We start from the raw sequence: 25,417 nt of genomic DNA on the forward strand, positions 1-25,417 counted from the left end.
GCCTGGCCTTCGGCCTTCTTGCCGCCGGCCGATTCGGTGGTCAGCATCACGATGGGCGTGAACTTGTAGGCCGGCAGCTGCTTGACCGCCTTGACCAGGCTGATGCCGTCCATGTTGGGCATGTTCACGTCGCTGATGATCATGTGGACCTTCTGCCCGGTCAGCTTCTTCAGCGCGTCAACGCCGTCGCAGCCTTCGATCACGTCGTAGCCGGCGCCGCGCAGCGCAATGCCGACAACTTGCCGCAGCGAGGCTGAGTCGTCGACGATCATGATGGTCTTGGCCATGGATGGATTCCCTTTGAGTTCTGAGAGACGAGGTCGGAATGGGGCGGATCAGAAGAAGGTGACTTCTTCTTCGGCTGCGGCGGGCGCAGCGACCGCGCTGCCCGTGTGGCTGCGTTGATGGGTGTTGCGCTCGTCGGCCATCGCGTAGCTGCTTTCCAGCTCGGCCAGCAATGCGGCGCTGTCGACCGCCTGCAGCTCACCGGCCGACTCGAAGCGGCTGCGGGTGGCGCTCAGGAGCGTGGGCAGGCGCTCGATGTTGTGGCGCACATGGGTCATGCGCTGGCTCACGCGGTCCTGGAACTGGAGTTGCACCAGCGCTTCGACGATCTCGCCCTGGATGCCCACGCTTTCGCGCTTGAGCACTTCGGAAGACGCTTCCAGCCCTTCGGTGACGCTGCGGAAATGGCCCAGCACGCCGTTGATCGAGGTTTCGGCTTCGGCCGCCGAGGCCTGCCCGCGCTGGGATGAAGCTTCGGCGCTGCTGCGCGTGGTCTTGATGGCTTCGCTGATGACCTGCACCTTCTCGGCCATGCGCTGGGCGGTCTCCCCCGACATCACCGAGAGCTTGCGCACTTCCTGCGCCAGCACGCTGAAGCCGCGGCCGTTTTCGCCGGCATGCGCGGCCTCGATCGCGGCGTTGATCGCCAGCATGTTGGTCTGCGAGGCGATGGAGGCGACCTCGGCTGCCATCTCCAGCAGTTCACCGACGAAGTGGCCCAGGGACTGCACCTCGGCGTGGATGGCGCTGTTGCTGGTCATGGCTTCGCGCAGGGTGTCCAGCACGCCGTGCAGGTCGCGGTTGCTCTGGTCGAATACGGCGCCCACGCCCTGGTCCCCGTCCTGGGCCGAGGCTTTCAGCGCCTGGTCCAGCCGGTCCACGATGCTGGCAAAACGCTGCGACAGCGCGGCCACGGCATCTTCCATCTGGGCACGCGAGGTTTCGATGTGGGCGCTCCAGACCGGCAGCACGTCCTGCCCCAGCCGATCGGTGCCGGCCACGAAGGCGGCGGCGCTGTCGTGGTCTGACGAGCGGCGGCGCGCGCGCTGCCAGTCGCTCCAGGCGCCTGCGACCAGCAGCGCGACGCCGCCCAGCAGCGGCCCGGTCTGGACACCGCCGGTCAGCAACATGCCGGCCGCGCCGGCCAGGCCCATGCCGCTGCCATGCATGCGGCCGAGCCGCTGGATGAGGGTGGTGGCGGCGCTGGGAGCGACGGGCGAAGAAGGCATTGTGGAAGCAGGCATACGGCCTCACATCGGCGGGCTGGTCCTCGACTTGAGGCGCCACGCCCGAACTTGACCGGGTGCAGACCCGGTGTCACGAACTTGACTATTCCATCGGAGCACCCAGTGGAAAGCGAGACAAAGTGCCATGTTTGGCCCTCATTTCGGAACACTGCAGAGCCCCCAGGCGCTCGAAAGTGCGGTCATCCCGGCGCTTGCGCCCTCTTGGGGTGCCGCATGAAAACGCGGCTACCGTGAATTAGTGACGGCGAGCACACCGCAGGTGGCGAGTCGTGCGCAGTTGCCATCATTCAGTTGGTCGACTGGGTGGCCGAAGTCTCTGTAGACCAAGCAAGCCGCGTTGCTTCCGCGCGGGCCCTTTGCACCACCAAGAAGAGACAGCCATGACACACCGCTCCCTGACGATTCGCGCCAAGCTCACGTTGGCCTTTGGCATCCTCGCCGTCCTTGTGGCCGTCGTGGCTGCCCTGGCACTCAAGGACCTTGGCGATGCCAATGCGCGCTTTGTCCATCATGTTGACGGTGTGAGCGCACGCGCCACGGTGGCCTCGCACCTGCGCATCGCAGTCGACCGCCGCGCCATTGCGGCTCGCAACCTGGTGCTGGTTTCTACGCCGGCCGACCTGGCTGCCGAGGACGAGGAGGTGAAGGCAGCGCATGCCGAGGTGCAGCGCAGCCTGGCGCAGCTGAAGGCCATGGTCGCGACCAGCGGGGTGTCCGAGGCTGCCCGCCAGCACGTCGCTGCCATTGACCAGGTGGAGCAGCGCTACGGTCCGGTGGCGCTGGCCATCGTGGACCTGGCATTGAAGGGCGAGCACGATGCCGCCATCGCGAAGATGAACACCGAGTGTCGGCCGCTGATCAAGGCGCTGGCCAAGGCCACGACGGACTATGCCGACTACACCGAATCCCGTGCAGCGCAACTGAAGGAAGAAGCCCAGGTCCAGTACGGCCAACAGCGCATCTTGCTGATCGCGGCCTGCTTGCTGGCCCTTGGCGCCGCGGTGCTGGCCGGCTGGCTGATCGTGCGCGGCCTTCGCAAGGCGCTGGGCGCCGAGCCGGCTGACCTGAGCCGGGTCGCAAGCCGCGTTGCCGAAGGGAACCTGACCGACTTGGATGGCGCACACGAGGCACCGCAGGGTAGCGTGCTCGCTTCGCTGGGTGCGATGCAGGGCAGCCTGTCGCGCATCGTCAACGAGGTGCGCCGCGCGGCGGATTCCATTGCCACCGGCACCGAGCAGATCGCCCATGGCGGTGCGGACCTCAGCGCGCGCACCGAACTGCAGGCCAGCGCAATCCAGCAGACCGCCGCGACCATGGACCAGCTCGGCTCGACCGTGCGCAGCAATGCCGAAAATGCGCAGCAGGCCAATGTGCTGGCGCAAGGCGCGTCCGACGTGGCCGGCCGTGGCGGCGCGGTGGTCGGCCAGGTGGTGGACACGATGCGCGGCATCAATGCCAGCTCCAAGCGGATTGCCGACATCATCACGGTGATCGACGGCATTGCCTTCCAGACCAACATCCTGGCGCTGAACGCCGCGGTCGAAGCGGCTCGCGCCGGTGAGCAGGGCCGCGGCTTCGCGGTGGTCGCCAGCGAGGTGCGGGCCCTGGCGCAGCGCAGCGCAGCGGCTGCCAAGGAGATCAAGACCCTGATCACCACCAGCGTGGAGCAGGTGGAGCAGGGCTCGGCGCTGGTGGACCGCGCTGGCGAGACCATGAGCGAGATCGTCGGTGCGATCCAGCGCGTCAGCCACATCGTCGGCGAGATCACCTTGGCCACCGCCGAGCAGAGCAGCGGCGTGGCGCAGGTCGGCCAGGCGGTCGCCCAGCTGGACGAATCGACTCAGCAGAATGCCGCGCTGGCCGAGGAGAGCGCCGCGGCCGCCTCCAGCCTGCGCGAGCAGAGCGAGCACCTGGTGGGTGCCATGTCCACCTTCAAGCTGGCGGCCTCCTGATTCACTCGGGCTGGATGCCCGCGTCCTTGATGATCTTGCCCCAGCGGTCCAGCTCGGCGAGCTGGAAGGCGGCTAGTTCCTGCGGCGAGGTGGGGTGGGTTTCCATGCCGTTCTGTTCGGCGAACTCGCGCAGCGCATCGGTCGCCATCGCCTTGCGCATCAGCTCGTTCAGGCGCTGCACGATGGGGGTGGGCGTGCCGGCTGGCGCATAGAGCGCGTTCCAGTGGTTGGCCACGTAGCCTGGCAGACCGGATTCCGCAATGGTCGGCACGCCGGGCACCAACGGCGAGCGCGTGGGGCTGCTCACGCCCAGCGCGCGCAGCTTGCCGGCCTTGACCTGCGGCAGGCTGGTGGTCAGGTCGACGATCATCACGTCGGTCTGCCCACCGACCAGGTCCATGACCGCCTGCGGGTTGCCCTTGTAGGGCACGTAGGTCAGCTGCGTGCCGCTCATGTGCTGGAACAGCTCCACGCCGATGCGCGCCGACGAGCTGCCGGCGCCGAAACTCAGCTTGCCCGGCGACTGCTTGGCCAGCGCGATGAATTCGCCCACGGTCTTGGCCTTGGAGGTCGGGCTCACCACCATCAGCATGTAGCCCTGCACCATCTGGCCGATGGGCGTGAAGTCCTTGATCGGGTCGTATACCAGCTTCTTGAACAGATGCGGGTTGGCGGCCTGCGTGGTGTTGGTGGTGATGAACAGCGTGTAGCCGTCCGGTGCGGCGCGGGCGGTGGCCTGTGCGGCAATGCCGCCGGAGGCTCCGGCGCGGTTGTCCACGATCACCGGCTGGCCGGTTTCCTTGGTGATGACGGCGCCCAGCGCGCGCGCCAGTCCGTCCGTCGTGCTGCCTGGCGTGGAGCCCACCATGATGGTGATGGGCCGGCTCGGGTAGGCCTGCGCTGAGGCCTGGCCGCTGACGAGTGCCGCGGCCAGCGAGCTGAGGGCGATGGCGATGGCGCCGAGTTGCTTGAACTTCATGATGTCTTGTCTCCGGTGTTGTGGTTGAAGCGATTCAGGTCGTCAGGCTCATGGCAGGCCGTTCGCCCGCCAGCGCCTGGGCGATGGCAGCCAGCACCATCTCGCCCATGGCCTTGCGCGTCTCGTGCGTGGCGCTGGCGCGGTGGGCCTGGCAGACGACGTTGTCCAGCGCGAGCAGCGCGGGCGGCACATGCGGCTCGTCGGCAAACACGTCCAGCCCGGCACCGGCAATGCGGCCTGACGTGAGGGCAGCGACCAGGTCCGGCTCGTTGACCAGCCGGCCGCGGGCGATGTTGACCAGGAAGCCGTCGGGCCCGAGCGCGTCCAGCACCGCGGCGTCGACGATGCCTTCGGCCTTGTCCGCGGCGGCAGCCAGCACGAGTGCGTCGCTGCTTCGGGCCAGTTCCTTCAGGTCGGCGATGTAGGTCCACGGCACATCGGTCATCGCGCGCAGGTCGGTGTAGGCGACCGGGCAGCCAAAGCCCGCGGCGCGGATGGCGATGGCGCGGCCCACGCGGCCCATGCCGACAATGCCCACGCGCATGCCGCTGAAGCGCCGCGCCAGGCGGATGGCGCTGGGCTGCGGACGCCTGACCCACTCGCCGCCGCGCACGAAGCGGTCCACCGTGCAGATGTCGCGGCAGGTGGCGATCAGCAGGCCAATGGCCAGGTCCGCGACGTCTTCGGTCAGCGCGCCCAGCGTGGCCGCCACCGGCAGGCCGCGCGCACGGGCGTAGGCGAGATCCACCGCATCGGTGCCCACGCCGTTGACCGCGACGATCTGCAGCGCCGGCAGCTGTTCCATCATTGCCTTGCTGATGCCGGTGTGGCCACCGGTGATGACGCCGCGCATCTTCGCGCCGTGTTCGCGCAGGTAGGCGTCCGGGGCCGCCTGCTCGTAGAGCCGGTGCACCGTGTACAGCGCGTTCAGCTGGTCGTTGATGACCGGGACCAGGATGGGATTGAGCTGGAGGATGTCGGGTTTCATGACCGTGCTTCCTTCGCTCAGCCGCGGCCGACAAACGGCATGTGGCTGGCCATCACCGTCATGTTCAGCACATTGGCCGACAGCGGCAGGCCGGCGATGTAGCGCACGGCGTCTGCCACGTACCTGACGTCCACCATGGGCTCGGCGGCGATGCTGCCGTTGGCCTGGCGCACGCCCTTGGTCATGCGGGCCGACAGCTCGGTCAGCGCGTTGCCGATGTCGACCTGGCTGCAGACGATGTTGAACTCGCGGCCGTCCAGCGCCAGGCCCTTGGTGAGGCCCAGTACCGCGTGTTTGCTGGCCGTGTAGGGGCAGCTGAGGGGGCGCGGCGTGTGCGCCGAGATCGAGCCGTTGTTGATGATGCGGCCGCCCTGCGGCAGCTGCCGGCGCATCAGGCCAAAGGCGGCGCGGGCGCAGAGGTAGACGCCGGTCACGTTGGTGTCGATCACGTTCTGCCAGGCCTCCAGCGGCAGTTCGTCCACCGTCACCGCAGGCGCATTGACGCCGGCGTTGTTGAACAGCACGTCAAGCCGGCCGAAACTGGTCTCGATGGCCTTGAACAGCGCGGTGACGCTGGCCGCGTCGCGCACGTCGGTCGGCACGGCCAGCGCCTGTTGGCCTTGCTGCCTGGCGGCCTCGGCGATTTCGAGCAGCGGCTCGGCACGCCGGCCGGCCAGCACGACGGCAAAGCCGTCTTCGAGCAACGCCAGCGCAACGGCGCGGCCGATGCCGCTGCCAGCGCCGGTGACGAGGGCAACTTTTGGGGGCGAGGGATGGGTCATGCGTGACTCCTTGGTTTTGGGTTTTGGGGCGGTGTCTCAACCGCCCTGGTGCTGCCGCCTGAAGCTGCTCGGCGACTGGTCGTAGGCCTTCTTGAAGCGGCGCGAGAAATAGGCTTCGTCCGAGAAGCCGCAGTGCTCGGCGATCTGGCTGATCGAGCTGGAGGTGTTGATCAGGTGGGTGCGGGCCAGGCGCATGCGGCGGTCCAGCACCAGGTCGGTGAAGGTGCTGCCGGTTTCCTTGCGCAGCAGGTGGGTGAGGTAGTTGGGCGTGAGGAAGGCGGCAGCGGCGGCGTCTTTCAGCGACAGCGCCGGGTTGCCGATCTGCTCGCGCATGTACTTGGTGACGCGCTCCAGTGCGTCGCGCCGGCCGCGCTTCTCGGCCTTGTCTGCCGCCAGCGCGAGCAGCTGGTTCTGGTACAGGTTGCAGATGCGGCCAATGAGCGCCAGCAGGTGGCCCTTGAGGATCAGTGCGGAGCCGACCTGGCGTGTCGCGCCGATGGCGCGCATCTTCGCGACCAGGGTTTCCAGCTCGGCGAAATCGCTGCTGTCCAGCGTGAAGTCCAGGTGCTCCTGGAAGCGGAACGGGGCCAGCTCGGGGGCCTCTGCCAGCGGGATGTCTTCCAGGTCCAGCGGATCGCAGCGGATGTGCTGCACGAAAAATTCCTGGGTGAAGTTGATGACGACGAAGTCGGCATCCGCCGGGTGCGGAATGAGGTGCAGCCGGTGCGGCAGGATGAAGGCCACGGTGTGGCGCGGGAACGGGCGGATCGCGCCGCCGATGTGGTGCACCGTGTCGCCGCCGCGGTTGATCTGGATCTGGAAATAGTCGTGCCGGTGCGGCGTGGTGGTGGCTGGCCGCTCGTCCCGGTCGCGGATGTAGAAGTCCGGGCTGTCGCTGCGCTGCTGCATGGCAAGCGTCGGCACGATGGCGAGTTTGGCCATGGCGTTCACCGTGGGGCGATGGTCACGCTGAATGCGGCCACGCCTTCGATGCCGGCTTCGATCACGTCCCCCGGCAGCAGCGCGGCCACGCCGGCCGGCGTGCCGGTGAAGACCAGGTCGCCGGGCTGCAGCGTCACCGAGCGGGACAGGAAGCTGATCAGCTCGTGCACCGGCCAGATCAGCTCGGCCAGGTCGGCATGCTGCCGCTGGTCGCCGTTCACCGCGAGCCACACGGTGCCGCTTGTCGGATGGCCGCTGATGGGCGCCGGTACCAGTGGGCTGCAGGGCGCGGAAGCATCGAAGGCCTTGGCGCCTTCCCATGGTCGGCCCGCCTGCTTGGCTTCCAGCTGCAGGTCCCGTCGCGTCAGGTCCAGGCCGGCGGCGTAGCCCCACACGTGGTCCAGCGCTGCCTCCGGCGGCACATTCACGCCGGCCTTGCCGATGGCGACCACCAGCTCGATCTCATGGCAGAAATCTTCGCTGAGCGGGGGATAGGCGATGAGGCCCTGGGCTGGCACCACGGTGTCGGCCGGCTTCATGAAGAAGAACGGCGCTTCGCGTGGGGTGCCGGCCAGCGTGGCGCTGCCCGGCCATGGGTAGTTCCGGCCAATGCAGAACACCCGCCGGATCGGGAACCGGTCGGTGCTGTTGGCGATGGCCAGCGTCGGTGCTGGCACCGTCGGCAGGGCAGGAATGGGCGGGTTCTTCACGCAGCGGTCCTCAGGCAAAAGGCTTGAGGAAGCATAGGCAAGCGTATCGCCGCGGACTTGGACAGGACTGCGGTTCTTACGGACGGAACAACGCGCGCAAGGGCTTGATCAGGGGCAACCCTGAGGGCCGTGCGACCCACCGCGGCAGTGCGCCCGCCGCGGCTTTCAGGCCGGGCGTGTTACAACGAAGCCAAGCTGAATCCTGATCGCCATGCACTCTCCTTTTGGTATCGGCAACCTGCCGCTGGTCGAGCTGCTGCGCAGCGTGGACGACACCCCCTGGCACGGCTTCCTGGTGGCCGACAGCGACGATTTCGTCGTGCTGCACCAGGTCAGCAGCCGGCTTGACCTGGACGGCTATATCGCCTTCCGGCGCGAGGACGTGCAGACCATTGCCACTGACTTTTCTCGCCTGGACATGCTGCAGCGGGCGCTGGCGCTGAAGGAGCAGTACCCCAAGCCGCTGCGGCAGCTGGCACTGGGCTCGATGCGCGAGCTGCTGGCGTCGGCCGAAGCGATGTTCGGCGTTGTGGTGCTGACCGAGGAACTGGTGGATCCGGATGCGGTGGAGGTCGGCGCGCTGCGCATGAGCACCGAGGAGGCCTACGCGCTGCGCCGGCTCAGTCCCGAAGCCGAATGGGAGCTGGGTGGCCGCAGCTACCGCTACCGCGATCTCACGCGGGTCGAGTTTGGCACTGCCTACGAGCAGACGCTGCTGGCCGTGGCGCAGCAGCGCGAGCAGGAAGCCGCGCAGGCGGCGGCCAGCAGGCCGGAGGGCCTGGGCGGCTAGCCGTCTGTCGACAGCGCGCGGCCGCAGTGGAAGGGCTGGCGCAGCCGCCCGTCGGCCCCGGCAATGGCCTGGATGTCGATCACTGGGGCATGCGTCTTGACGCTGCCGAAAATGGTTGCAAACGCGGTGTCTGCGGCATCCCGGCCGATGCCAAAGCGCATGAAGCCCATCGGGATGGCAGTGCCCGAAGGGTCGAACATGTACCAGCGGTCGCCGAGGTAGACCTCGACGTAGGCGTGGAAATCGGTCGGGCCAAGGGCAGGGTCGGCACCGTAGTCGATGCCGGTGGCGAAGCGGGCCGGGATGTTGATCGCGCGGCACAGCGCGATCATCAGGTGCGCAAAGTCGCGGCACACGCCGGTCTGGTCCAGCAGCGTGTCCAGCGCCGAGGTTTGCGAGGTGCTGGTGTTGGAGGCGAAGGTGGTGCGCTCGCGCACCCAGTCGCAAATGCTTTGCACCCGGCTGTAGCCCTGCCAGCGGCTGCCGAACTCGCGCATGGCGAGCTGGTGCAGCCGGTCGGAAGGGCAGTAGCGGCTGGGGTAGATGTAGACCAGCGCCTCGGGCGGCAGCTTGGCCACCGGCACTTCCGGAATCAGTTCGGGCGAGCCGATGAAGTGGTGCACGTCCAGCGTGGCCCGGTAGTTGACCTGCAGCTGGCCGGGTGGGGCGCTGAAGCGCAGCAGGCGGTTGCCGCTGCTGGGCTCGTTCTCCACGCGGTAGGCCACCGGCTGGCTCAGCGTGAGCTGCTCGTCCAGCACATGCTGGCGGGCGGTTTGCGCGGCGTGGATGTTGAAGACGAAGTCGCTGCCGGTGGCGGAGACTTCGTAGTCGAGCTGGATGGCAATCTGCAGCCGGATCATGCGACCCTCGCTGCAGCGCGCAGCTGCTTGCAGATGTTCTGGCCGGTTTCGGTGAGCTTGAGCGTGCCGCCAGCCCATTCCATCCAGAACGCGGCCACGTAGGCCTCAATCAGCGATTCGCTCACCAGGTCGGCCCGGCGGCGGTGCAGCGCATCCACCGTGGCCAGCAAGGCGTTGCGCAAGGGGTCGATGCGCACTGGCGCAGGCTGGGATGAGCGTGTAGAGGGCTTCAATGAGCTTCCTGGTTGGCACACCGTAACACCGAATTGGCGATGCCCGCACGCCAGCAAGGGGCAACCCCCAAGGTTGTTTGCGCGGCGCCACAACCAGCCTGCCGCAGGCACCTGGCCGGCGCGGGGTGGATGCCGGAGCCGAGGTGACTGGATGGCGGCCCGCAAGCTCGCTGCCGCCAGCGAGGTCGCAGTAGCATCTCTGCCATGAAGTCCGAACCCGCCACCCCGCCTGCGGTCGCGCTGCCCGCCATCGGCCAGCATGGCCGCGACATGCTCAGCCACCGGCTGCTGGATGCGCCGCCCGAGCGGGTGTTCCGGGCCTTTGCGGACCCCACGCAACTCGCGCAGTGGTGGGGCCCGGCAGGCTTTCGCAACACCTTCGCCGAGTTCGACTTCCGGCCCGGCGGCCGCTGGCGCTTCGTGATGCACGCGCCGGACGGCAGCGACTTCCCGAACGAAAGCGTGTTTGCCCAGGTCGTCGCCCCCGAACTCATCGTGTTCGACCACCTCTCCGGCCACCACTTCGAAATGACGCTTCGCCTGGAGCCGGTCGGCACGCAACAGACCAGGGTGCACTGGCAGCAGCGTTTCGACACCGAGGCCGAATGCGACCGCATCGCCGCCTTTGTCGTGGTGGCCAACGAGCAGAACCTGGACCGCCTGGCCGCGGTACTGGCGGGACTGGCGCTTGACACGTCGGCAACGCCTGTTCACGCCGCGTGATGAGCGCGAGCGCGCCTAACCGCCCGATGCGCCTGGTGGTGCCGGCGGAGGACGCCGGTTGATTACGCTGGTCGTGCTGCCTGGGCTGGACGGCACCGGGATCTTGCTTGAACCGTTCCTGGCTGCATTGCCCGCAACTTGCGAAGCGTTGGTGATACGTTATCCCACGACCTTGCCTGCCGGCTACGAAGCACTGGTCGACCGCGTGCGCGCGCAACTTCCCCGGGACCGGCCGTACGTGCTGTTGGGCGAATCGTTTTCGGGGCCGGTGGCGTTGCTGCTGGCGGCGGAGCGTCCGCCAATGTTGCGTGGTGTCGTGCTGTCCTGCACTTTCGCGTGCAATCCGCATCCCTGGGCCTCAGGCCTGCGAAGCGTCATGCGCTGGCTGCCGATGCGCGCTGTGCCTTCGGCCTGGCTGGGGCGGCTTTTGATGGGACGCTGGACCAGCCCCGCGCTGCAGCAAGCCCTGGCCGAAGCGCTGGCTTCTGTCTCGGTGGAAGCGCTGCGTGCGCGGCTGAAAGCCGTGCTGGCCGTTGATGCCGGCAGCGCTTTGCAGCAGGTGGCTGTGCCGATGCTGTATTTGCAGGCCACGCAGGATTGGGTGGTTCCTGCCGCGGCCGGCCAACGCGTTCGCCAGTTGAAGGCAGATCTGCAGTGGGCGTCGTTCAACGCGCCGCACTTCCTGCTTCAGACACATTCCCGCCAAGCTGCTGAGGCCATTTGCAGTTTTGCCGCAGCGCTGATGGTGGATCCCATGCCTGAGGCATGACTGCTGTCCAGGTGCGTGGCAAAGTGCGCGGCGGCAACTTGATCGACAGGGAGCAAGACGATGGGCATGGCAAGACTTCTTACAGCAGTTGTGCGGCCAGGGTGACCACATGGCATTCACCCTGCGCCAAGCCATCCGCACCGATCTGCCTGGCATCTGGTCCGTCCGCTACGCCGTCACCGAAAACACCCCGACCCCCGGCCGCATCTCGGACGAGGAGGTCATCGAGGCCATCGAGCAGACCGGCCGCGGCTGGGTGGTGGAGCAGCAAGGCGGCATCGTCGCCTTCGCGATCGGCAATGTGCAGACCGGCAATATCTGGGCGCTGTTCGTGCACCCGAACGCGCAGGGCCTTGGCCATGGCGGACGTTTGCACGACGAGATGCTGGCCTGGCTGCGGTCGGTGAAGTTGCCCTTGCTGTGGCTGACCACCGGCGTGACAACCAGGGCCTGCGGGTTTTACGAACGCAAAGGTTGGCGAAAGGTGGGGGAGCCCGAGGGTGGCGAGTTCAGGTATGAGATGAATCTCGAACCCGAGGCTGCAGAGAGATGAACCGCAACATCGAAATCAAGGCCCGCATCGCCAGCGTCGAGGCGCTGTTGCCGCTCGCCGCGTCAGTCGCCGACGAAGGGCCGACGCTGATCCAGCAGGACGACAGCTTCTTCGCGTGCGCCCAAGGCCGGCTGAAGCTTCGCCAGTTCGCAGACGGCCGCGGCGAGTTGATCTTCTACCAGCGGGCGGACAGCGCAGGCCCGAAGACCAGCTTCTACCAACGCTCACCAACCGAATCGCCGGACAGCCTGCGCGAGGTGTTGACGCTGGCGCATGGCGTCGTCGGCCGGGTGCAGAAGCAGCGCACCTTGTTCATCGCCGGCCGCACGCGCATCCACCTGGACCGCGTGGCAGGGCTGGGCGATTTTCTGGAACTCGAAGTCGTGCTGGCGCCCGAAGAATCTGAGGCCGACGGCGTGGCCGAGGCGCATGCGTTGATGGCGAAACTGGGCGTGGTGCCGGGCCAACTGATGCAGGGCGCCTACCTGGACTTGCTGGCAGGCCGGTGATTGCGGACCGGCGATCAGATCCCCTCGAAACTCACCACCTCTTCCAGCGGCGCACGCTGCGCCACCAGCGAGTTCACCGGGTGCGCCGGGTTGGCGTAGCCGATGGCCATGCCGGTGAAGAGCATGCGTTCGGCCGGGATTCCGAGGAACTCGCGCAGCGTCTGTGGGTAGTTCGCCCAGGACTCCTGCGGGCAACTGTCCAGGCCCTCGGCGCGCAGCAGCAGCATGATGGACTGCAGCAGCATCCCGGCGTCGGACCACTGCGGCGGGCCGTGGCGCTTGTCCAGTGTGCAGAACAGGGCCAGCGGGGCGCCGAAGAATTCGTAGTTGCGGGCGAACCAGCGGCGGCGGGCCGGCTTGTCCTCGCGGGGCACGCCCATCGTGGCGTACATGTCCTCGCCAATCTGGAAGCGCCGGTCGCGGTAGGGCGAGAGCAGTTCGCGCGGGTAGACGTCGTACTCGGCTTCCTCTGCGGTGCCGGCGGCCAGGCGCTCGCGCATCAGTGCCTTCAGCGCGTCCAGCCGCTCGCCGCCCACCACGTGCAGGTACCAGGGTTGCAGGTTGCCGCCGGAAGGCGCGCGCAGGGCCTGCGTCAGCACCCGGCGGATGGTCTCGCCCGGCACTGGGGTGGGCAGGAAATCGCGCACCGAGCGGCGCGAGGCAATGGCTTCTTGGACTTGCATCGGGACATCCTGAAAGAGGGCCTCAACAGAGGCGTGCATGTTGGCAGATGCCGGGACCGCCTGCCGGCCCGGGCTCGCATTTCCCCGGATTGGCCTGCGGGGCGGCCGGCGCCTCTAAGATGCCTCTTTGCACCGCGAGCCTGCTGTCACCGATGAGACACCCCGCCTGGCGACTTGACCCTGCCGCCTATGCCTGGCACACCACGCTGCAGCCGCGCCATGCAGACGTGGACACGCTGGGCCACCTGAACAACAGCGCCGTGATCGGCCTGCACATCGAGGCGCGCCAGCAGTGGCAGATGGCACTGTTCGGCGCGCAGAGCTGGCGCCGAGAAGCGCCGATGTTGCGGCCCTCCGAGCTCGTCACCCACTTCATCGAGGAAGGCCATTACCCGGAGCCGCTGCAAGCCGGCCTGAGGCTGCTGGCGGTGGACGGCGAGTGCTGGCGCCTGGCCAGCGGGCTGTTCCAGGCCGGGCGCTGCATCGGCCTGCAGGACATCGAGATGCGCGCCTGGCAGCAGGGCGAGACCTGCGCGCTGCCGGCCGATGTGGCCGGTCCCTTGGCCGCCGCCTTGCATGACCAGCCACCGCCCACCGGCGATGTGCTGGCCGGCTCGCCTGCCGGCGGTGACGACCCGGCGGCGCTGCGCGCCGGCCCCGAGGCCTATGCGATGCACAGCAGCCTCCCCACGCGCTTCAGCGACCTGGACCCGCAGCGCCAGACCGATGCGCTGGCGCTGGCCCGCTACGCCGAACACGGCCGCATGCAGTTGCTGCACCGCCAGGCCGAGGGCTTGCCCGCCACGGGCAAGATGCACGCGCTGGTGGCCCAGGTGCGCTTGCGCATCCTGCGCGTGGCCCCGCCGCCGCGGGAGTGGCAACTGGCCAGCGGCGCCGGCCCCATCGGCCGCAGCGCGATGCCGATGCGCACGGCCTTGTTCGACGGCACGCTCTGCCATGCCGTGTCGGACGCGGTGCTGGTCTGCATCGACAAGGAGAGCCGGAGGCCGGTCGAGTTGCCGCCGATGCTGCGGGCGCGGCTGGAGGCCTTGCAGCTGCGTTGAGCCGCACTTTTCATTGTTTACGCCGATGGCTCGCTGCGACGTGCTCGGCCAAGATGGCACTCCCTCATTGCCAGTCAGGACCCACCGCATGGCCGGACCGTTGTCAGGACTCAAGGTCGTGGAATTCGCAGGGCTGGGCCCGGCGCCGTTCTGCGCGATGCTGCTGGCCGACATGGGCGCCGACGTGCTGCGCATCACCCGGCCGGGCGTGCCCGTGGTGCCGACCGACATCACGACCCGCAGCCGCGCGCAGCTAGCGCTGGACCTGCGCAGCGCCCCGGGCATCGAAGCCGCGCTGGCGCTGGTCGACCAGGCCGATGCGCTGATCGAAGGCTTTCGCCCCGGCGTGATGGAGCGCCTGGGCCTGGGCCCGGAGCTGTGCCTGGCGCGCAATGCTCGCCTGGTCTATGGCCGCATGACCGGCTGGGGCCAGCACGGGCCGCTGGCGCATGCAGCAGGGCATGACCTGAACTACATCGCCATCAGCGGGGCGCTGCATGCCATTGGCCGTGCCGGTGAGAAGCCGGTGCCGCCGCTGAACTACGTGGGCGACTTCGGCGGCGGCGCGATGCTGCTGGCGGTGGGCCTGCTGGCCGCGCTGAACGAGGCGCAGCGAAGCGGCCGCGGCCAGGTGGTGGACGCGGCAATGACCGATGGCGCGGCGCTGCTGTCGGCCTTCATGTACAGCTACACCGCGCGCGGCGAGTGGAGCAACCAGCGCGGCAGCAACATGCTGGACGGCGGTGCGCCGTTCTATGACAGCTATGCCTGCGCGGACGGCAAGTTCGTGGCCATCGGCGCCATCGAGCCGCAGTTCTACGCCGAGCTGCGCCAGCGTTGCGGCATGACGGATGTCGTGTTCGACGCGCAGCTCGATGTGGCGCAATGGCCCGCGCAGAAAGCCCAAATGGCCGCGCTGTTCGCCACCCGCACGCGCGATGAATGGTGTGCGCTGCTCGAAGGAACCGATGCCTGCTTCGCCCCGGTGCTGGACTGGGACGAGGCGCCGCAGCACCGGCACAACCAGGCACGGCAGACCTTTGTCGACCTCGACGGCCTGACGCAGCCCGCGCCGGCCCCACGCTTCTCGCGCACGCCTTCCCGCCCGCCCGAGGCGCCCGGCGAAACCACCCTGGCCGAGGCGTTGGCGCGCTGGCGGCCGGAACCCGCTTCACAGGAGACCCGATGACAAGCCCCACCGAAACCAGCGCCCGTGTGCGCCTCAGCATCGACGAACGCGGCATCGCCGAAGTCGCGCTGAACCGGCCCGAGAAGATGAACGCGCTGGACACGGCGATGTTCGAGGCCATCAACCGCACGATTGCCCAGCTGGCCGAAGACAAGCGTGTGCGCGTGGTGGTGCTGCACGGCGAAGGCCGGGCCTTCTGCGCCGGGCTGGACCTGGCGAGCTTCGTTGCGATGGGCGAGAGCGAACGCGCCCAGCGCTCGCACGACGCCGGCAACATGAACGACCTGGCCGCCCGCACCCATGGCTTGGCCAACGCCTTCCAGCAAGTCGCCTGGGGCTGGCATGCGCTGCCGGTGCCGGTCATTGCCGCGGTGCATGGCGTGGCCTATGGCGGCGGACTGCAAGTGGCACTCGGGGCCGATATTCGGCTGGTCACGCCGGACGCCAAGCTCAGCGTGATGGAGATCAAGTGGGGCCTGGTACCGGACATGGCCGGCATGGCGCTGGCGGCCGGCCTGGTGCGCGGCGACCAGTTGCGTGAACTGGTCTACACCGGCCGCGTGGTGAGTGGCGAAGAGGCCGTGGTGCTGGGCCTGGCCACGCGCGCCTGCGCCGACCCGCTGGCCGAAGCGCGCACCCTCGCGGCCGGCATTGCCACGCGCAGCCCGCAAGCCATTCGTGGCGCCAAGCGCCTGTGCAACCTGCTGCCGCAGACGACGCCGGCCGAGGTGCTGCTGGCCGAGGCGCGCGAGCAGCAAAAGGTGATGGGTGGCGCACAGCAGCAGGAGGCCGTGCGCGCCGGCATGGAAGGTCGCGCGCCGCTGTTCAAGGACGAGTGAACGCGATCAAGCTGTGAGCGCGGCCAGCGCGTCGATGATGGCCTGGACCTCCTGCCGCTGCAGCACCAGCGGCGGCAGCAGGCGGATCACGTTGTCGCGTGTCACGTTGACGAGCAGCCGGTGCTCCTGCAGCGCCCGCAGCGCGATCTCGCGGCAAGGCGCATCCAGCTCGATGCCCAGCATCAGCCCCATGCCGCGCAACTCGCGCACCCGTGGCCGGTCCGCCAGCGCCTCGCGCAGGCCGCTCAGCAGTGCCTCGCCTTGTGCAGCGGCATTCGCCACCAGGCCTTGCTGCTCGATCACTTCCAGCACTGTGCAGGCCGCGCGGCAGGCCAGCGGGTTGCCGCCGAAGGTGCTGGCATGGCTGCCGGGCGTGAACAACTCGGCTGCTTCGCCGGCCGCCAGGCAGGCGCCAATCGGCACGCCACCCGCCAGGCCCTTGGCCAGCGTCAGCACGTCCGGCAGCACGCCTTCGTGCTGGAACGCGAACCAGCGGCCGGTGCGGCCCAGGCCGGTCTGCACCTCGTCGAGCATCAGCAGCCAGCCGTGGCGGGTGCACAGCGTGCGCAGCGCGCTGAGGTAGCCCGGCGGCGCCACCTGCACGCCACCTTCGCCCTGCACCGGCTCGACCAGCACCGCGACGATGCGCTCGCCGTGCTCGGCCTGCGCGTCGGCCAGCGCTTGCGCGTCGCCAAACGGCAGCCGCAGGAAACCTTCCACGTAGGGCGCGTAGCCTTCCCTCACGACGGGGCTGGCGCTGGCCGACAGCGTGGCCAGCGTGCGCCCGTGGAAGGCCTGGGTCATGACCACGACCAGCGGCTGCGCAATGCCGCGCTTGTGTGCATGCAGCCGCGCCAGCTTCAGCGCCGCCTCGTTGGCCTCGGCACCCGAGTTGCCGAAAAACGCGCGTTGCATGCCGGACACCGCCGCCAGCCGCTCGGCCAGCTGCTGCGCCCACGCGCCGTGGTACAGGTTGGACAGGTGCAGCACGCGGCCGGCCTGGTCGGCAATGGCGGCCACCAGCGCCGGGTGGGCATGGCCCAGCAGGCTCACGCCCACGCCCGCCACGGCGTCCAGGTACTCGCGGCCCTGCGCGTCCCACAGCCGCGCGTCGCGGCCGGCAACGAATTCGACGTCGGCAGGTGCGTAGGTCTGCATCAGCGCGGCGGGCGGGTTGCGCCAGGCGGGTGGCTTGGCTTCGATGATCTGCATGGCGGTCTCCTTGAGGCGGGAGCTGCAGTGTCATTAACACGCCAATCAAGATCAATGCGCCGTATCTTTAATCACCTTGCAGTCTTGGTTGACAATCACCCGCATGGACCTTCATCAAGCCATGCAGGTGTTCACCGCGGTGGTGGACGCAGGCAGCCTCACCGCCGCCGGGCAGCGCCTGGAGATGTCCACCACCATGGTGGGCAACCATTTGCGCGCGCTGGAGCAGCGCCTGGGCGCGCTGCTGCTTCACCGCACCACGCGCCGCCAGCGCCTGACCGAGTTCGGCGCGCTGTACCACGCGCGTTGCACCGACATCCTGGGCCAGATCGAGGCGGCGGGCCGGCTGGCAGAAGACGCACTGGCCACGCCCGGCGGCACGCTGCGCGTCACCGCGCCGCCCACTTTCGGCGCAGAGTGTTTGATGCCGCTGTTGCCCGAATACCTGGCACGCCATCCCGCCGTGAAGGTGGACGTGGTGCTGACTGACCGCGTGGTGGACCTGGTGGACGAAGGCTTCGACGCCGCGTTCCGCCTGGGCACGCTGGAAAGCCCGCGCCTGGTGGCGCGCCCGCTGCGCGATCACCGCCTGCTGCTGTGCGCCGCGCCGGCCTACGTCGCCCGCCGTGGCCGGCCGGTGCGCCCGCAGGAACTGTCCGGCCACGAATGCCTGGCCTTCACCTACCCGGCCGGCACCGAATGGCGCTGGACCGAGCGGCAGTGGCGCTTCGCGGCTGCGCAAGGCGGGGGCGAGATCGTTGTCGCGGTCGACGGGCCGGTGGCCGTCAACCAGGCGCAGGCGCTGCGCCGCGCAGCGCTGGCCGGCCTGGGCATTGCGATGCTGCCGGAAGTGATGGTGGCGGCGGACCTGGCCGAAGGCCGCCTGCTGCAACTGCTGACCGGCCACGCGCTGCCCAGCCGGCCCATGCATTTGCTCTATGCACCTGAGCGCCAGCGCTCGCCCAAGCTGAAGGGCTTCATCGAGTTTGCGCTGCAGGCCTTCGGCGACGAGGGCGCCTTGTCGCCTACAGCTGGAACAGCGTGAAGCCCACGCCGATGCTGGTCTGCCGGTGGTTGTAGTCCAGCAGCGTCTCGCCGTAGCCGGTGAAGGCCTGCACGTACCAGCGCAGGCCGTCTGGCTTGTCCGAGAACACCGGGTGGCTCCAGCTCAGCTTCAGCGAGCCTTTGGACCAGGACTTGAACGAGGTGCGCGCCACCAGCTGCATGGTGTTCACGCCCGGGAACCAGGAGGCGCTCAACTCGGTGTGGCCGATGTAGTCGGTGATGTGCGGGTTGTCGTCGGTGCCGGTCTCGGCCAGCCGGTGATTGAAGACGGCCTGCAGCGCGTAGTCGTCGCGCGTGAAGGCGGTGCCCAGGTAGGCCCGGTTCCAGCTGCGCGAGAGCGGGTCGGGCTGGCCGTTGGACTCGTGCGCAATGCCGGCCTGCAGCATGCGCCAGCGCCACCCCGATGGCAGCAGGCCCAGTTTGTCCGAAATGGGCACGGTGTACATGACCTCGGGCTGGTAGTCGGAACTGCGGAACGGGGAGGATTCGGCGCTGTTCCAGAGTTGCCAGATCGACTTCTGGCTGAAGGCGACCCACAGGTCCGCATTGGGCAGCAGCGCGTCTTCCAGCACCTTGGCCCGCAACGAAAGCTGCAGCGCAGCCTCGGTGCTCTTGTAGGGCTGCTGGACGCCGTCGCTGGGGTGCGTGGGACTGGCCGGCAATCGGTTGATGTTGTTGGAGTAGTGCGCCGGCAGCAGCGCATTGGGCTGGTAGGTGCGCACGACGAAGGTGCCGCGCTTGGCACTGGGTTCCAACTCCCAGAACTTGGTGAGGTAGTCGGCCGCGGCCAGGCCCTGGCCGCTGGGCGCGGTGGCCACTTGCTGCAGCGCGCTGGGCTCGTTGCGTACCGGCAGCGGCACGGGTGCGGGCTTGGTATCAGCTGGCGCGGCTGGCGCTGCGCTGCCGCGGGCGAAGGTGTCGTAGCAGGCCAGGCGCCTGGCGTCATCGGTCAGCGCAGCGCAGTCGGCCAGGCTCTGCGCCTGGGCGAACCAGGGCAGGACGGCCCCGATGGCGCCGGCCAGCAGCCGCCGTCCGGGTTGGCGGGACGGGGGGATGGTGGCTGAGGGAGCGGGGGGCCAGGGCATGCGGGAACCTTGCAGAAAACAACCGCCGAATTCTCCTTGGCCGCAGCGCGCCGTGGTGTCAGCCGAGGCCTACAGCACAACAGGTTCGCGGCCTCGCCGCCGTGCTTGCGTCTGGCGCAAGCCGGCTTGCATCGAATGCGTTGGCAGCGCTGGCCCCGGCTGGCCATCATGGCGGCTCGGTGTCGTGAAGACGGAGGTTGAGCATGGGGCAGAGGGCGCAGAGGGTGCCGCCGCAAGAGCCGTGCAACGGCTGGCGCTTGCTGGTCGACAGGCAGGACTTCGGCCGGACCTTGCAGCGACCGGTGGTTCTGCCGGAGGAGGCTGCGCCCGGTGAGCTGCACCTGGCCGTCGAGCGGCTGGCCTTGAGTGCCAACACGCTGACCTATGCGTCCATGGGCGACTCGCTGGGCTTCTGGTCGCTCTATCCACCAGACGAAGCGGACGCCGCCGCGGGCTGGGCCCAGGTGCCGGCCTGGGGGCATGCGCGAGTGCTGGCGTCCGGCCTGCCTGGCGTTGCGCCGGGCTCACGCTGGTTCGGGCTGTGGCCGCTGGCCTCGGTGTTGCGCCTGCAGGTGATGCCGGCACGGCAAGGCCTGCGCGCGGTGGGCCCCGCGCGTGCGGGGCTGAACCCTGTGTACCAGCAATACCGTGAGGCCCCCACTGGCGACGAGGCCGCGCTGGCGGCCCAGGCCTGCTGGCAGCCGCTGTTCATCACCTCCTTCGCGCTGGCGCAGCGGCTGGCCTTGGAGCTGGCCCCAGGTACCTCGGTGATCCTCGTCAGCGCGGCCAGCAAGACGGCGCTGGGGCTGGCGCATCTGATGGGCGGCCGCACCCGCTTGCTGGGCCTGAGCAGTGCACGCAACACCGCCTGGTTGCGCGAGATGGCGCTGTTCGAACGCCTGGTGAGCTACGAAGCAATGCCCGAGCTTGCGGACACGGCCGGCCCGGTGCTGGTGGTCGACTTCTCTGGCAACGCGGCTTTGCTCGGGCGCTTGCTGCAGACGCTAGCACCGCGCTGCCAGCGCTTGCTGTGCGTGGGCAGCACGCATGGCGGCGAGGTGGGCGCTGCGGCGCAAGGCCTGCGCGTGCCCACGGAGGTCTTTTCGGGCCCGCGCCAGATCCAGGCGCTGGTGGCGGACTGGGGCGCTGGCGAGTTTGACCAGCGGCTGCAGGAAGCGCTGGGTTGGTGGACCGAGGTCCAGCGCCCGTGGTTCGAGTATCGCCACTTGGACGGCAGAGACGCCATCGCCGCCGGCTGGTTGCGGCTGCAGCGCAATGAATGGCCTGCGTCCAGCCTGCTCGTGGCGCGGCCGGGCAGTTGAAGGTCAGCTCGCCGCAAACACCGCCGCGCTGCGGGCCGCCTCGGCCTCCAGCCAGTCGCCCAGGCGGCGCACATGGGGACGGCGGGCTGCCGGCAGCTGGGCGGGTTGCGCCATCAGGTAGTGCCGGCCCAGCGCCACCGCAGGCAGCGGCAGGCGCTGCAGCCGGCCCTCGCGCAGCAGGTGCTCGGCATGCAGCGCCAGGCCCAGTGCCAGGCCCCTGCCGGCAGCGCAGGCTTCGAACAGCAGCATCAGCGTGGCGAAGCTGCTGGCGCTGGGGGCAACCTCGCCACGCCAACCGGCCGCCCGGGCCCAGTGCGGCCAGAGGTCACCGGGTTCCCGCACCGCCAACCGGCGTGAGCCCAGGACTTGCGGTACCAGGACTTCGCTGCTGCCCGCGAAGGCCTGCGCCAGCGGCGGTGCAGCCACCGGCACTGCGGTCAGTTCCACCAACGGGCGCGTGGCCAGCTCCGTCGCGTGAGCGTTTTCCAGTGGGCCTGCCAGCAAGCCCAGGTCCGCGCCGCAGCGCAGCAGTTCGGCAGGCGTGCGGCCAATCAGCAACTCGATCTCGCAGCCGCCCAGCAGGTCGCCCAGTTGGCCCAGCCGAGGCGCCAGCCAGCCGGTGGCCAGCGAATGCGAAGCCATCAGCCTGAGCACCGGCGCCTGTGTTTGGCCCTGCAGCGCCAGCCCGGCATCGGCAATCGCCCGCAGCGGCCCATGCACCGCCTGCAGGTACTGCCGGCCCGCGGCAGTCAATGCCAGCGCGCTGCCCGGCCCACGCACAAACAAGGGCCGGCCCAGCGCGCTCTCCAGTGACTGGATGCGCCGCGACAGCGCCGAAGCGCTGATCGCCAAGCGCTCCGCCGCCAAGCTGAAGCTGCCGGTTTCGGCGGCAGCCAACAAGGCCTCGATGGCGATCAACGGCGGCGTGCGCATGGCAACCGAAGTGTGCGCCGCCCAGGTGTCGGTTGGCTGACCCTCAGGTGACAACAGGGCCTGCACGAACCCAATCTCTCAAAGCGCGAAGTCGTCTTGCTGCCAGCGTTTGAGCAAGGCTGCCGCTGCCTGCGACTGTCCGTCGGCGGCCAGTCGTGACAACAACAGCTCGGGTGTGGGCGCTGAGCGCAGCGTGGCGCGCAGGGACGCAAAGGCCGATGCCAGTTCACGGGGCGACTGTTCGAACAGCGCAGTCAGAAAAACGTCCGGGCGCATGACCTTGATGCCGAGGGCAGAGAGCTTGCGAATGCCAAAGTCGCGCAGGTTGTGGGTGACGAGGTGGACCACAGGTGCGTCGAGTCCGGACAGCCCGATGCGCACGGCTTGCGCGCAGGCGGCGACATGAATGTCTTTCGCCGAGCGCATGGCAGTGGCAACTGCGCTGAACTGAGCTTGGACCTGAGCCGTCGCGATCTCGGCTTCGGGCAGCGCCGTGCGCATCAGCGCTTCGTGGCGTCTGGCGGAAGCAAGATCCGGCTTGCGCCCGGTGTCGACCAGGGCGCGGCTCAGTTCATCGAGGATCAGTGGGCTCCAGTGCAGGCGTATGGCACCGCGGTAGTCCAGGTGGATCAGCAGGCCCCGCGTGGTGGCGCCAAACAGCGTGTCCGCATCGGCGACAACAGGGATCAATGCTGCTCAACCTGCAAAGATCTCGTCGTCCAGGTCTGCGCCAAGCTGGGCGATGGCCCGCCGGCGCTGCGTCTGCTCGCGCTGATGCCAGGCCAGCACGTCCGACTTCAGCACCCGGCGCTGATTGCCAACGCGCTGGTGCAGGGGAATGTCGCCCGCCTCGATGCGCGCGACGATGTAAGGCCTGGACATGCCGACCAGGGCTGCGGCCTCCTGGGTGCTCAGCACGGGATCCGCTGGCGCTGTTGGCTTCGCTGCTGCGCGTTTGGCGCCGCTGCGGATTTCGGGGTGCTGGAACAGCTTCGCCAGGTCGCCCCGGATCAGGCGGCTGGCCTGCGCCGAGAGCTTCACGTGGCGACGAACAACTTCGATCAGCGGATCGATCTCGATGTTCACGGTCAAGGCCGTGGTGCCGGGTTTGGATGCAGCCTTCATGCAGAGAAGTTTAGCCGCTGGCTCGAAATACGCGAAATTTGCGAACCGGCAGTCCGGTCAGATCGCCGCGCCGCTGGCTTCCAGTCGCGCCACCACCGCCTGCGCCATGCTCAGCACCAGTGCGCGCAACTCGGCCGGTGCCAGCGCTTCCACTTCGGCGCCCCAGCCCAGCAACTGCCGTGCGCCGTGTTCGATGGATTCGATGGGCATCAGCACTTCCTGCCAACCGTCGGCGGACGGGGTGGCGCCGGGCAGCGGGACTGCGGGAAGGCGGCTGTTGCGCAGCCAGCCGAGGGCGCGTGGCGACACGCGTACGTGGGCCTGCAGCGTGCGCAGCTCGGCCTCGAAGCGGGCGGCGGAGGCGCGCCAGGTTTCGGCCAGGTTGAAGCTGCGGGGGCGCTGGAAGGTCGTGCCGGTGAATGCCAGGTCCAGCAGGCTGGCGAGGCGGTAGGTGCGTGCGCCCGGCTGGCCGGTGCTGCGTGCGATCAGGTACCAGGCGCCGGCCTTCAGCACCAGGCCCAGTGGCTCGAGTTCGCGCTCGACGGCGCCACGCCAGCTGTCGTAGTGGACCTTCAGGCGCCTGGCGTGCCAGACGGCGTCGGCCACCTCGCGCAGGTACTTGGGCGTGTCCTGCGCGCGGTACCAGTCCACCGGGTCGATGTGCAGGCGCTCGCCGACCTGGTTGGCCTGCTCGCGCCAGCCGGTGGGCAGGCTGGCCAGCAGTTTCAGGCGGGCGGATGCGGCCGCAGCGCCCAGGCCCAGCTCGGTGGCCGGGCCGGGCAGGCCGGCCAGCAGCAAGGCGTTGGCCTCGGGCTCGGTCATGCCGGTCAGCTGGGTGCTCCAGCCCTCGCGCAACTGGAAGCCGCCGGCCCTGCCGCGCTCACCCCACAGCGGCACACCGGCAGCGGAGAGCTGGTCGATGTCGCGCAGCACGGTGCGCTCGGACACCTCCAGGGCCTCCGCCAGCGCCGCAGCGGTGAGCCGCCCGCGGGACTGCAGCAGCATCAGGATGGACAGCAGGCGGCTGGCTTTCATGGTTTTGTCGCACGGCGCTAAACATGACAGAAGGTGTCATCTTATGCCGCCGATCATCGCCTTCATTGCCATGGAGACACCGATGACACCCACTGCTTCCTCGGTCACAGCGCCGCCCGACTGCGCCGTCGTCGAGCTGCGCCGGTACACGCTGCACCCCGGCCAGCGCGACCGCCTGATCGGGCTCTTCGAGCGCGAGTTCATCGAATCGCAGGAAGCGGCGGGCTTGGCGGTCCTGGGCCAGTTTTGTGACCTTGACGATGCCGACCGCTTCGTCTGGCTGCGCGGCTTTGCCGACATGGCCAGCCGACCGGCCAGCCTGGGGGCCTTCTATGGCGGCCCGGTCTGGCAGGCGCACCGCGATGCGGCCAACGCCACGATGATCGATTCGGACGACGTGCTGCTGTTGCGGCCTGCGTGGCCTGGCGCGGGCTTGGCAGCGCCCGCGCCGCGGGTTGCGGCGCCCGCCGGTACCTGCGCCGTCCACGTCCATCCGCTCGCGGCGCCGGCCAGCGACGACCTGCTGGCCCTTTGCCGGCACACGCTTGCGCCGCAGCTGGCCAGTGCCGGCGTCCGCCAGCAGGCCTGGTTCGTCACCGAAGCGACGCCCAACAACTTCCCGGCGCTGCCGGTGCGCGAAGGCGAGTCGGTGCTGGTCTGCGTGGCCATCTTCGCGGACCTCGCTGCGCTGGACGCCTGGGCCGGCTTTGGCCCGGCGCTCGCGCCATGGCTTGCCCGTCCCACACAGCAGCTGCGGCTGCTGCCCACCCCTCGCTCAGCGCTGCACGCCTGAGTTTTCAAAGGAGACACCATGAACCACGCTTCCAACGCCCACGACTTCGACTTCTTCCACGGTCACTGGCAGGTGCAGCACCGCCGCCTGCGCGAGCGCCTGGCTGGCTGCAACGAATGGGAAACCTTTTCCGGCGCCTGCGAGACGCGGCCGCTGCTGGGCGGCGCCGGCAATGTGGACGACAACCTGCTGCACCTGCCGGCCGGGAGCTACCGCGCGGTGACGCTTCGCTCGTTCAACAGCGAGACGCGGCAATGGGCCATCTGGTGGCTGGACCAGCGCCATCCTCACCAGCTCGACACGCCGATGCTGGGCAGCTTCGATGACCAGGGCACCGGCCTGTTCTACGCCGACGACCGGTTCAACGGCCAGCCCATCCGCGTGCGTTTCCGCTGGACCGACACCCGCAGCGACTCGCCCGGCTGGGAGCAGGCCTTCTCGACCGATGGCGGCCAGACCTGGGAGGTCAACTGGGTCATGCGCTTCGAGCGCATCGAGCGCGTGGCCGGCTGAGCGCAGCGGCTCAAGCCCCCAGGTCGAAGCTCGGCGGCTGGGTCAGCTCGCTGTCCACGTTCATCAACACGCTGGCCAGCGACAGCGCCTGCCACAGCGGGGCGGGCATCTGCATGATGGCCTCGGGCGTCTTGGCATGGTGAATCCAGGCGCTGATCTGGTGGTGCTGGTCTGCCGTGAGCAGGCCACGGCTGAGCATTTCGTCAGGGGTGTTCAACGTCAAATCCTCGTTGCGGA

30 protein-coding genes are annotated in these 25,417 nt (G+C 68.8%); 13 read left to right on the forward strand and 17 right to left on the reverse strand.

The features are described 5' to 3' along the window. Together LRH25_RS30010 and LRH25_RS30015 are read right to left on the reverse strand one after the other, a co-directional pair. On the reverse strand, positions 1 to 287 hold a 287-nt coding region (locus tag LRH25_RS30010), incomplete at its 3' end, for a response regulator (RefSeq protein ID WP_231013099.1). Positions 288 to 335: 48 nt separating this feature from the next. Further along, positions 336 to 1,514, reverse strand: coding sequence for a methyl-accepting chemotaxis protein (locus tag LRH25_RS30015; protein ID WP_231013100.1), 1,179 nt, complete (start codon positions 1,512 to 1,514; stop codon positions 336 to 338). 398 nt (positions 1,515 to 1,912) lie between these two features. Between LRH25_RS30015 and LRH25_RS30020 the strand changes: the two genes are divergently transcribed. Continuing rightward, on the forward strand, positions 1,913 to 3,484 hold the full coding sequence (locus LRH25_RS30020) for a methyl-accepting chemotaxis protein (RefSeq protein WP_141290246.1): 1,572 nt from the start codon (positions 1,913 to 1,915) through the stop codon (positions 3,482 to 3,484). Position 3,485: 1 nt separating this feature from the next. Here the strand turns inward: LRH25_RS30020 and LRH25_RS30025 are convergent, their stop codons facing one another. From LRH25_RS30025 to LRH25_RS30045, 5 genes are read right to left on the reverse strand one after another with little or no spacing between them, the layout of a single operon-like run. After that, on the reverse strand, positions 3,486 to 4,463 hold the full coding sequence (locus LRH25_RS30025; protein ID WP_141290245.1) for a Bug family tripartite tricarboxylate transporter substrate binding protein: 978 nt from the start codon (positions 4,461 to 4,463) through the stop codon (positions 3,486 to 3,488). Positions 4,464 to 4,497: 34 nt separating this feature from the next. Next, complete coding sequence (locus LRH25_RS30030; RefSeq protein WP_231013101.1) at positions 4,498 to 5,451, reverse strand: 2-hydroxyacid dehydrogenase; 954 nt, start codon at positions 5,449 to 5,451, stop codon at positions 4,498 to 4,500. Between the two features lie 17 nt (positions 5,452 to 5,468). After that, positions 5,469 to 6,233, reverse strand: coding sequence for an SDR family oxidoreductase (locus LRH25_RS30035; protein ID WP_141288025.1), 765 nt, complete (start codon positions 6,231 to 6,233; stop codon positions 5,469 to 5,471). Positions 6,234 to 6,269: 36 nt separating this feature from the next. Then, positions 6,270 to 7,175 (reverse strand): helix-turn-helix transcriptional regulator, encoded by a 906-nt coding sequence (locus LRH25_RS30040; RefSeq protein WP_141288026.1) that lies wholly within the window; start codon positions 7,173 to 7,175, stop codon positions 6,270 to 6,272. Positions 7,176 to 7,180: 5 nt separating this feature from the next. After that, positions 7,181 to 7,885: a fumarylacetoacetate hydrolase family protein gene (locus LRH25_RS30045; RefSeq protein ID WP_231013102.1), complete on the reverse strand. Its 705-nt coding sequence runs from the start codon at positions 7,883 to 7,885 to the stop codon at positions 7,181 to 7,183. Between the two features lie 211 nt (positions 7,886 to 8,096). Here LRH25_RS30045 and LRH25_RS30050 point away from each other — a divergent pair, with 211 nt between their 5' ends. Then, positions 8,097 to 8,675 (forward strand): hypothetical protein, encoded by a 579-nt coding sequence (locus LRH25_RS30050; RefSeq protein ID WP_141288027.1) that lies wholly within the window; start codon positions 8,097 to 8,099, stop codon positions 8,673 to 8,675. Here the strand turns inward: LRH25_RS30050 and LRH25_RS30055 are convergent. Continuing rightward, positions 8,672 to 9,535, reverse strand: coding sequence for a transglutaminase-like domain-containing protein (locus LRH25_RS30055; protein ID WP_141288028.1), 864 nt, complete (start codon positions 9,533 to 9,535; stop codon positions 8,672 to 8,674). The genes LRH25_RS30050 and LRH25_RS30055 overlap by 4 nt on opposite strands. Then, positions 9,532 to 9,768: a hypothetical protein gene (locus LRH25_RS30060; protein ID WP_231013103.1), complete on the reverse strand. Its 237-nt coding sequence runs from the start codon at positions 9,766 to 9,768 to the stop codon at positions 9,532 to 9,534. The genes LRH25_RS30055 and LRH25_RS30060 overlap by 4 nt, the downstream gene beginning before the upstream one ends. A gap of 204 nt (positions 9,769 to 9,972) precedes the next feature. Here LRH25_RS30060 and LRH25_RS30065 point away from each other — a divergent pair, with 204 nt between their 5' ends. The 4 genes from LRH25_RS30065 to LRH25_RS30080 all read left to right on the forward strand — a co-directional run bounded on the left by LRH25_RS30065 (position 9,973) and on the right by LRH25_RS30080 (position 12,322). Continuing rightward, the gene (locus LRH25_RS30065; protein ID WP_141288030.1) at positions 9,973 to 10,491 is read left to right on the forward strand and encodes an SRPBCC family protein; all 519 of its coding nucleotides are present in this window, start codon (positions 9,973 to 9,975) and stop codon (positions 10,489 to 10,491) included. 58 nt (positions 10,492 to 10,549) lie between these two features. Next, complete coding sequence (locus LRH25_RS30070) at positions 10,550 to 11,260, forward strand: alpha/beta fold hydrolase (RefSeq protein ID WP_141288031.1); 711 nt, start codon at positions 10,550 to 10,552, stop codon at positions 11,258 to 11,260. Positions 11,261 to 11,369: 109 nt separating this feature from the next. Further along, complete coding sequence (locus LRH25_RS30075) at positions 11,370 to 11,813, forward strand: GNAT family N-acetyltransferase (RefSeq protein WP_141288032.1); 444 nt, start codon at positions 11,370 to 11,372, stop codon at positions 11,811 to 11,813. After that, a complete protein-coding gene (locus tag LRH25_RS30080; RefSeq protein ID WP_141288033.1) occupies positions 11,810 to 12,322 on the forward strand; it encodes a class IV adenylate cyclase in 513 nt (170 codons plus the stop codon). Before LRH25_RS30075 ends, LRH25_RS30080 begins: the two co-directional genes overlap by 4 nt. 14 nt (positions 12,323 to 12,336) lie before the next feature. Here the strand turns inward: LRH25_RS30080 and LRH25_RS30085 are convergent, their stop codons facing one another. Further along, a complete protein-coding gene (locus tag LRH25_RS30085; RefSeq protein WP_141288034.1) occupies positions 12,337 to 13,005 on the reverse strand; it encodes a nitroreductase in 669 nt (222 codons plus the stop codon). A gap of 152 nt (positions 13,006 to 13,157) precedes the next feature. Between LRH25_RS30085 and LRH25_RS30090 the strand changes: the two genes are divergently transcribed. The 3 genes from LRH25_RS30090 to LRH25_RS30100 all read left to right on the forward strand — a co-directional run bounded on the left by LRH25_RS30090 (position 13,158) and on the right by LRH25_RS30100 (position 16,097). Next, a complete protein-coding gene (locus LRH25_RS30090) occupies positions 13,158 to 14,069 on the forward strand; it encodes a hypothetical protein (RefSeq protein ID WP_231013104.1) in 912 nt (303 codons plus the stop codon). An 88-nt stretch (positions 14,070 to 14,157) separates the two neighbouring features. Continuing rightward, on the forward strand, positions 14,158 to 15,258 hold the full coding sequence (locus LRH25_RS30095; RefSeq protein ID WP_141291572.1) for a CaiB/BaiF CoA transferase family protein: 1,101 nt from the start codon (positions 14,158 to 14,160) through the stop codon (positions 15,256 to 15,258). After that, a complete protein-coding gene (locus LRH25_RS30100; RefSeq protein WP_231013105.1) occupies positions 15,255 to 16,097 on the forward strand; it encodes a crotonase/enoyl-CoA hydratase family protein in 843 nt (280 codons plus the stop codon). Before LRH25_RS30095 ends, LRH25_RS30100 begins: the two co-directional genes overlap by 4 nt. A 6-nt stretch (positions 16,098 to 16,103) precedes the next feature. On the opposite strand, the gene LRH25_RS30105 is transcribed toward LRH25_RS30100, so the two are convergent. Continuing rightward, positions 16,104 to 17,309 (reverse strand): aspartate aminotransferase family protein, encoded by a 1,206-nt coding sequence (locus LRH25_RS30105; protein ID WP_231013106.1) that lies wholly within the window; start codon positions 17,307 to 17,309, stop codon positions 16,104 to 16,106. 103 nt (positions 17,310 to 17,412) lie between these two features. Between LRH25_RS30105 and LRH25_RS30110 the strand changes: the two genes are divergently transcribed. Further along, on the forward strand, positions 17,413 to 18,354 hold the full coding sequence (locus LRH25_RS30110; RefSeq protein ID WP_231013107.1) for a LysR family transcriptional regulator: 942 nt from the start codon (positions 17,413 to 17,415) through the stop codon (positions 18,352 to 18,354). Here LRH25_RS30110 and LRH25_RS30115 read toward each other — a convergent pair. Continuing rightward, entirely contained in the window at positions 18,335 to 19,459 is a 1,125-nt protein-coding gene (locus LRH25_RS30115; RefSeq protein ID WP_231013108.1) for a phospholipase A, read from the reverse strand. The two genes, LRH25_RS30110 and LRH25_RS30115, sit on opposite strands and share 20 nt — an antisense overlap. 203 nt (positions 19,460 to 19,662) lie before the next feature. Between LRH25_RS30115 and LRH25_RS30120 the strand changes: the two genes are divergently transcribed. After that, a complete protein-coding gene (locus LRH25_RS30120; RefSeq protein ID WP_141291886.1) occupies positions 19,663 to 20,781 on the forward strand; it encodes a DUF2855 family protein in 1,119 nt (372 codons plus the stop codon). Between the two features lie 3 nt (positions 20,782 to 20,784). On the opposite strand, the gene LRH25_RS30125 is transcribed toward LRH25_RS30120, so the two are convergent. The 4 genes from LRH25_RS30125 to LRH25_RS30140 all read right to left on the reverse strand — a co-directional run bounded on the left by LRH25_RS30125 (position 20,785) and on the right by LRH25_RS30140 (position 23,874). Beyond that, positions 20,785 to 21,714, reverse strand: a complete 930-nt coding sequence (locus LRH25_RS30125) for a LysR family transcriptional regulator (RefSeq protein WP_231013109.1) — start codon at positions 21,712 to 21,714, stop codon at positions 20,785 to 20,787. A gap of 78 nt (positions 21,715 to 21,792) precedes the next feature. After that, complete coding sequence (locus LRH25_RS30130; RefSeq protein WP_141291419.1) at positions 21,793 to 22,404, reverse strand: PIN domain-containing protein; 612 nt, start codon at positions 22,402 to 22,404, stop codon at positions 21,793 to 21,795. 6 nt (positions 22,405 to 22,410) lie between these two features. Then, positions 22,411 to 22,839, reverse strand: coding sequence for an excisionase family DNA-binding protein (locus tag LRH25_RS30135; RefSeq protein ID WP_141291421.1), 429 nt, complete (start codon positions 22,837 to 22,839; stop codon positions 22,411 to 22,413). 57 nt (positions 22,840 to 22,896) lie between these two features. Further along, the gene (locus tag LRH25_RS30140) at positions 22,897 to 23,874 is read right to left on the reverse strand and encodes a helix-turn-helix transcriptional regulator (RefSeq protein ID WP_231013110.1); all 978 of its coding nucleotides are present in this window, start codon (positions 23,872 to 23,874) and stop codon (positions 22,897 to 22,899) included. Between the two features lie 82 nt (positions 23,875 to 23,956). On the opposite strand from LRH25_RS30140, the gene LRH25_RS30145 reads away from it, so the two are divergent. Together LRH25_RS30145 and LRH25_RS30150 are read left to right on the forward strand one after the other, a co-directional pair. Further along, positions 23,957 to 24,667, forward strand: coding sequence for an NIPSNAP family protein (locus LRH25_RS30145; RefSeq protein ID WP_231013111.1), 711 nt, complete (start codon positions 23,957 to 23,959; stop codon positions 24,665 to 24,667). Positions 24,668 to 24,685: 18 nt separating this feature from the next. Continuing rightward, entirely contained in the window at positions 24,686 to 25,180 is a 495-nt protein-coding gene (locus tag LRH25_RS30150) for a DUF1579 domain-containing protein (protein WP_141291997.1), read from the forward strand. A 10-nt stretch (positions 25,181 to 25,190) separates the two neighbouring features. On the opposite strand, the gene LRH25_RS30155 is transcribed toward LRH25_RS30150, so the two are convergent. After that, positions 25,191 to 25,397: a hypothetical protein gene (locus LRH25_RS30155; protein WP_141291998.1), complete on the reverse strand. Its 207-nt coding sequence runs from the start codon at positions 25,395 to 25,397 to the stop codon at positions 25,191 to 25,193. Positions 25,398 to 25,417: the final 20 nt, after the last annotated feature.

Source organism: Ideonella azotifigens (assembly GCF_021043325.1).
Lineage (GTDB): Bacteria > Pseudomonadota > Gammaproteobacteria > Burkholderiales > Burkholderiaceae_C > Ideonella > Ideonella azotifigens.

What these genes read in the sequence shown, in the direction of transcription:
- LRH25_RS30035 (WP_141288025.1), bottom strand. Translation starts at nt 6,233, where the DNA reads ATGACCCATCCCTCGCCCCCAAAAGTTGCCCTCGTCACCGGCGCTGGC.
- LRH25_RS30015 (WP_231013100.1), bottom strand. Translation starts at nt 1,514, where the DNA reads ATGCCTTCTTCGCCCGTCGCTCCCAGCGCCGCCACCACCCTCATCCAG.
- LRH25_RS30100 (WP_231013105.1), top strand. Translation starts at nt 15,255, where the DNA reads ATGACAAGCCCCACCGAAACCAGCGCCCGTGTGCGCCTCAGCATCGAC.
- LRH25_RS30050 (WP_141288027.1), top strand. Translation starts at nt 8,097, where the DNA reads ATGCACTCTCCTTTTGGTATCGGCAACCTGCCGCTGGTCGAGCTGCTG.
- LRH25_RS30020 (WP_141290246.1), top strand. Translation starts at nt 1,913, where the DNA reads ATGACACACCGCTCCCTGACGATTCGCGCCAAGCTCACGTTGGCCTTT.
- LRH25_RS30105 (WP_231013106.1), bottom strand. Translation starts at nt 17,309, where the DNA reads ATGCAGATCATCGAAGCCAAGCCACCCGCCTGGCGCAACCCGCCCGCC.
- LRH25_RS30030 (WP_231013101.1), bottom strand. Translation starts at nt 5,451, where the DNA reads ATGAAACCCGACATCCTCCAGCTCAATCCCATCCTGGTCCCGGTCATC.
- LRH25_RS30110 (WP_231013107.1), top strand. Translation starts at nt 17,413, where the DNA reads ATGGACCTTCATCAAGCCATGCAGGTGTTCACCGCGGTGGTGGACGCA.
- LRH25_RS30065 (WP_141288030.1), top strand. Translation starts at nt 9,973, where the DNA reads ATGAAGTCCGAACCCGCCACCCCGCCTGCGGTCGCGCTGCCCGCCATC.
- LRH25_RS30095 (WP_141291572.1), top strand. Translation starts at nt 14,158, where the DNA reads ATGGCCGGACCGTTGTCAGGACTCAAGGTCGTGGAATTCGCAGGGCTG.
- LRH25_RS30090 (WP_231013104.1), top strand. Translation starts at nt 13,158, where the DNA reads ATGAGACACCCCGCCTGGCGACTTGACCCTGCCGCCTATGCCTGGCAC.
- LRH25_RS30145 (WP_231013111.1), top strand. Translation starts at nt 23,957, where the DNA reads ATGACACCCACTGCTTCCTCGGTCACAGCGCCGCCCGACTGCGCCGTC.
- LRH25_RS30040 (WP_141288026.1), bottom strand. Translation starts at nt 7,175, where the DNA reads ATGGCCAAACTCGCCATCGTGCCGACGCTTGCCATGCAGCAGCGCAGC.
- LRH25_RS30150 (WP_141291997.1), top strand. Translation starts at nt 24,686, where the DNA reads ATGAACCACGCTTCCAACGCCCACGACTTCGACTTCTTCCACGGTCAC.
- LRH25_RS30025 (WP_141290245.1), bottom strand. Translation starts at nt 4,463, where the DNA reads ATGAAGTTCAAGCAACTCGGCGCCATCGCCATCGCCCTCAGCTCGCTG.
- LRH25_RS30075 (WP_141288032.1), top strand. Translation starts at nt 11,370, where the DNA reads ATGGCATTCACCCTGCGCCAAGCCATCCGCACCGATCTGCCTGGCATC.
- LRH25_RS30140 (WP_231013110.1), bottom strand. Translation starts at nt 23,874, where the DNA reads ATGAAAGCCAGCCGCCTGCTGTCCATCCTGATGCTGCTGCAGTCCCGC.
- LRH25_RS30080 (WP_141288033.1), top strand. Translation starts at nt 11,810, where the DNA reads ATGAACCGCAACATCGAAATCAAGGCCCGCATCGCCAGCGTCGAGGCG.
- LRH25_RS30085 (WP_141288034.1), bottom strand. Translation starts at nt 13,005, where the DNA reads ATGCAAGTCCAAGAAGCCATTGCCTCGCGCCGCTCGGTGCGCGATTTC.
- LRH25_RS30055 (WP_141288028.1), bottom strand. Translation starts at nt 9,535, where the DNA reads ATGATCCGGCTGCAGATTGCCATCCAGCTCGACTACGAAGTCTCCGCC.
- LRH25_RS30115 (WP_231013108.1), bottom strand. Translation starts at nt 19,459, where the DNA reads ATGCCCTGGCCCCCCGCTCCCTCAGCCACCATCCCCCCGTCCCGCCAA.
- LRH25_RS30125 (WP_231013109.1), bottom strand. Translation starts at nt 21,714, where the DNA reads ATGCGCACGCCGCCGTTGATCGCCATCGAGGCCTTGTTGGCTGCCGCC.
- LRH25_RS30135 (WP_141291421.1), bottom strand. Translation starts at nt 22,839, where the DNA reads ATGAAGGCTGCATCCAAACCCGGCACCACGGCCTTGACCGTGAACATC.
- LRH25_RS30120 (WP_141291886.1), top strand. Translation starts at nt 19,663, where the DNA reads ATGGGGCAGAGGGCGCAGAGGGTGCCGCCGCAAGAGCCGTGCAACGGC.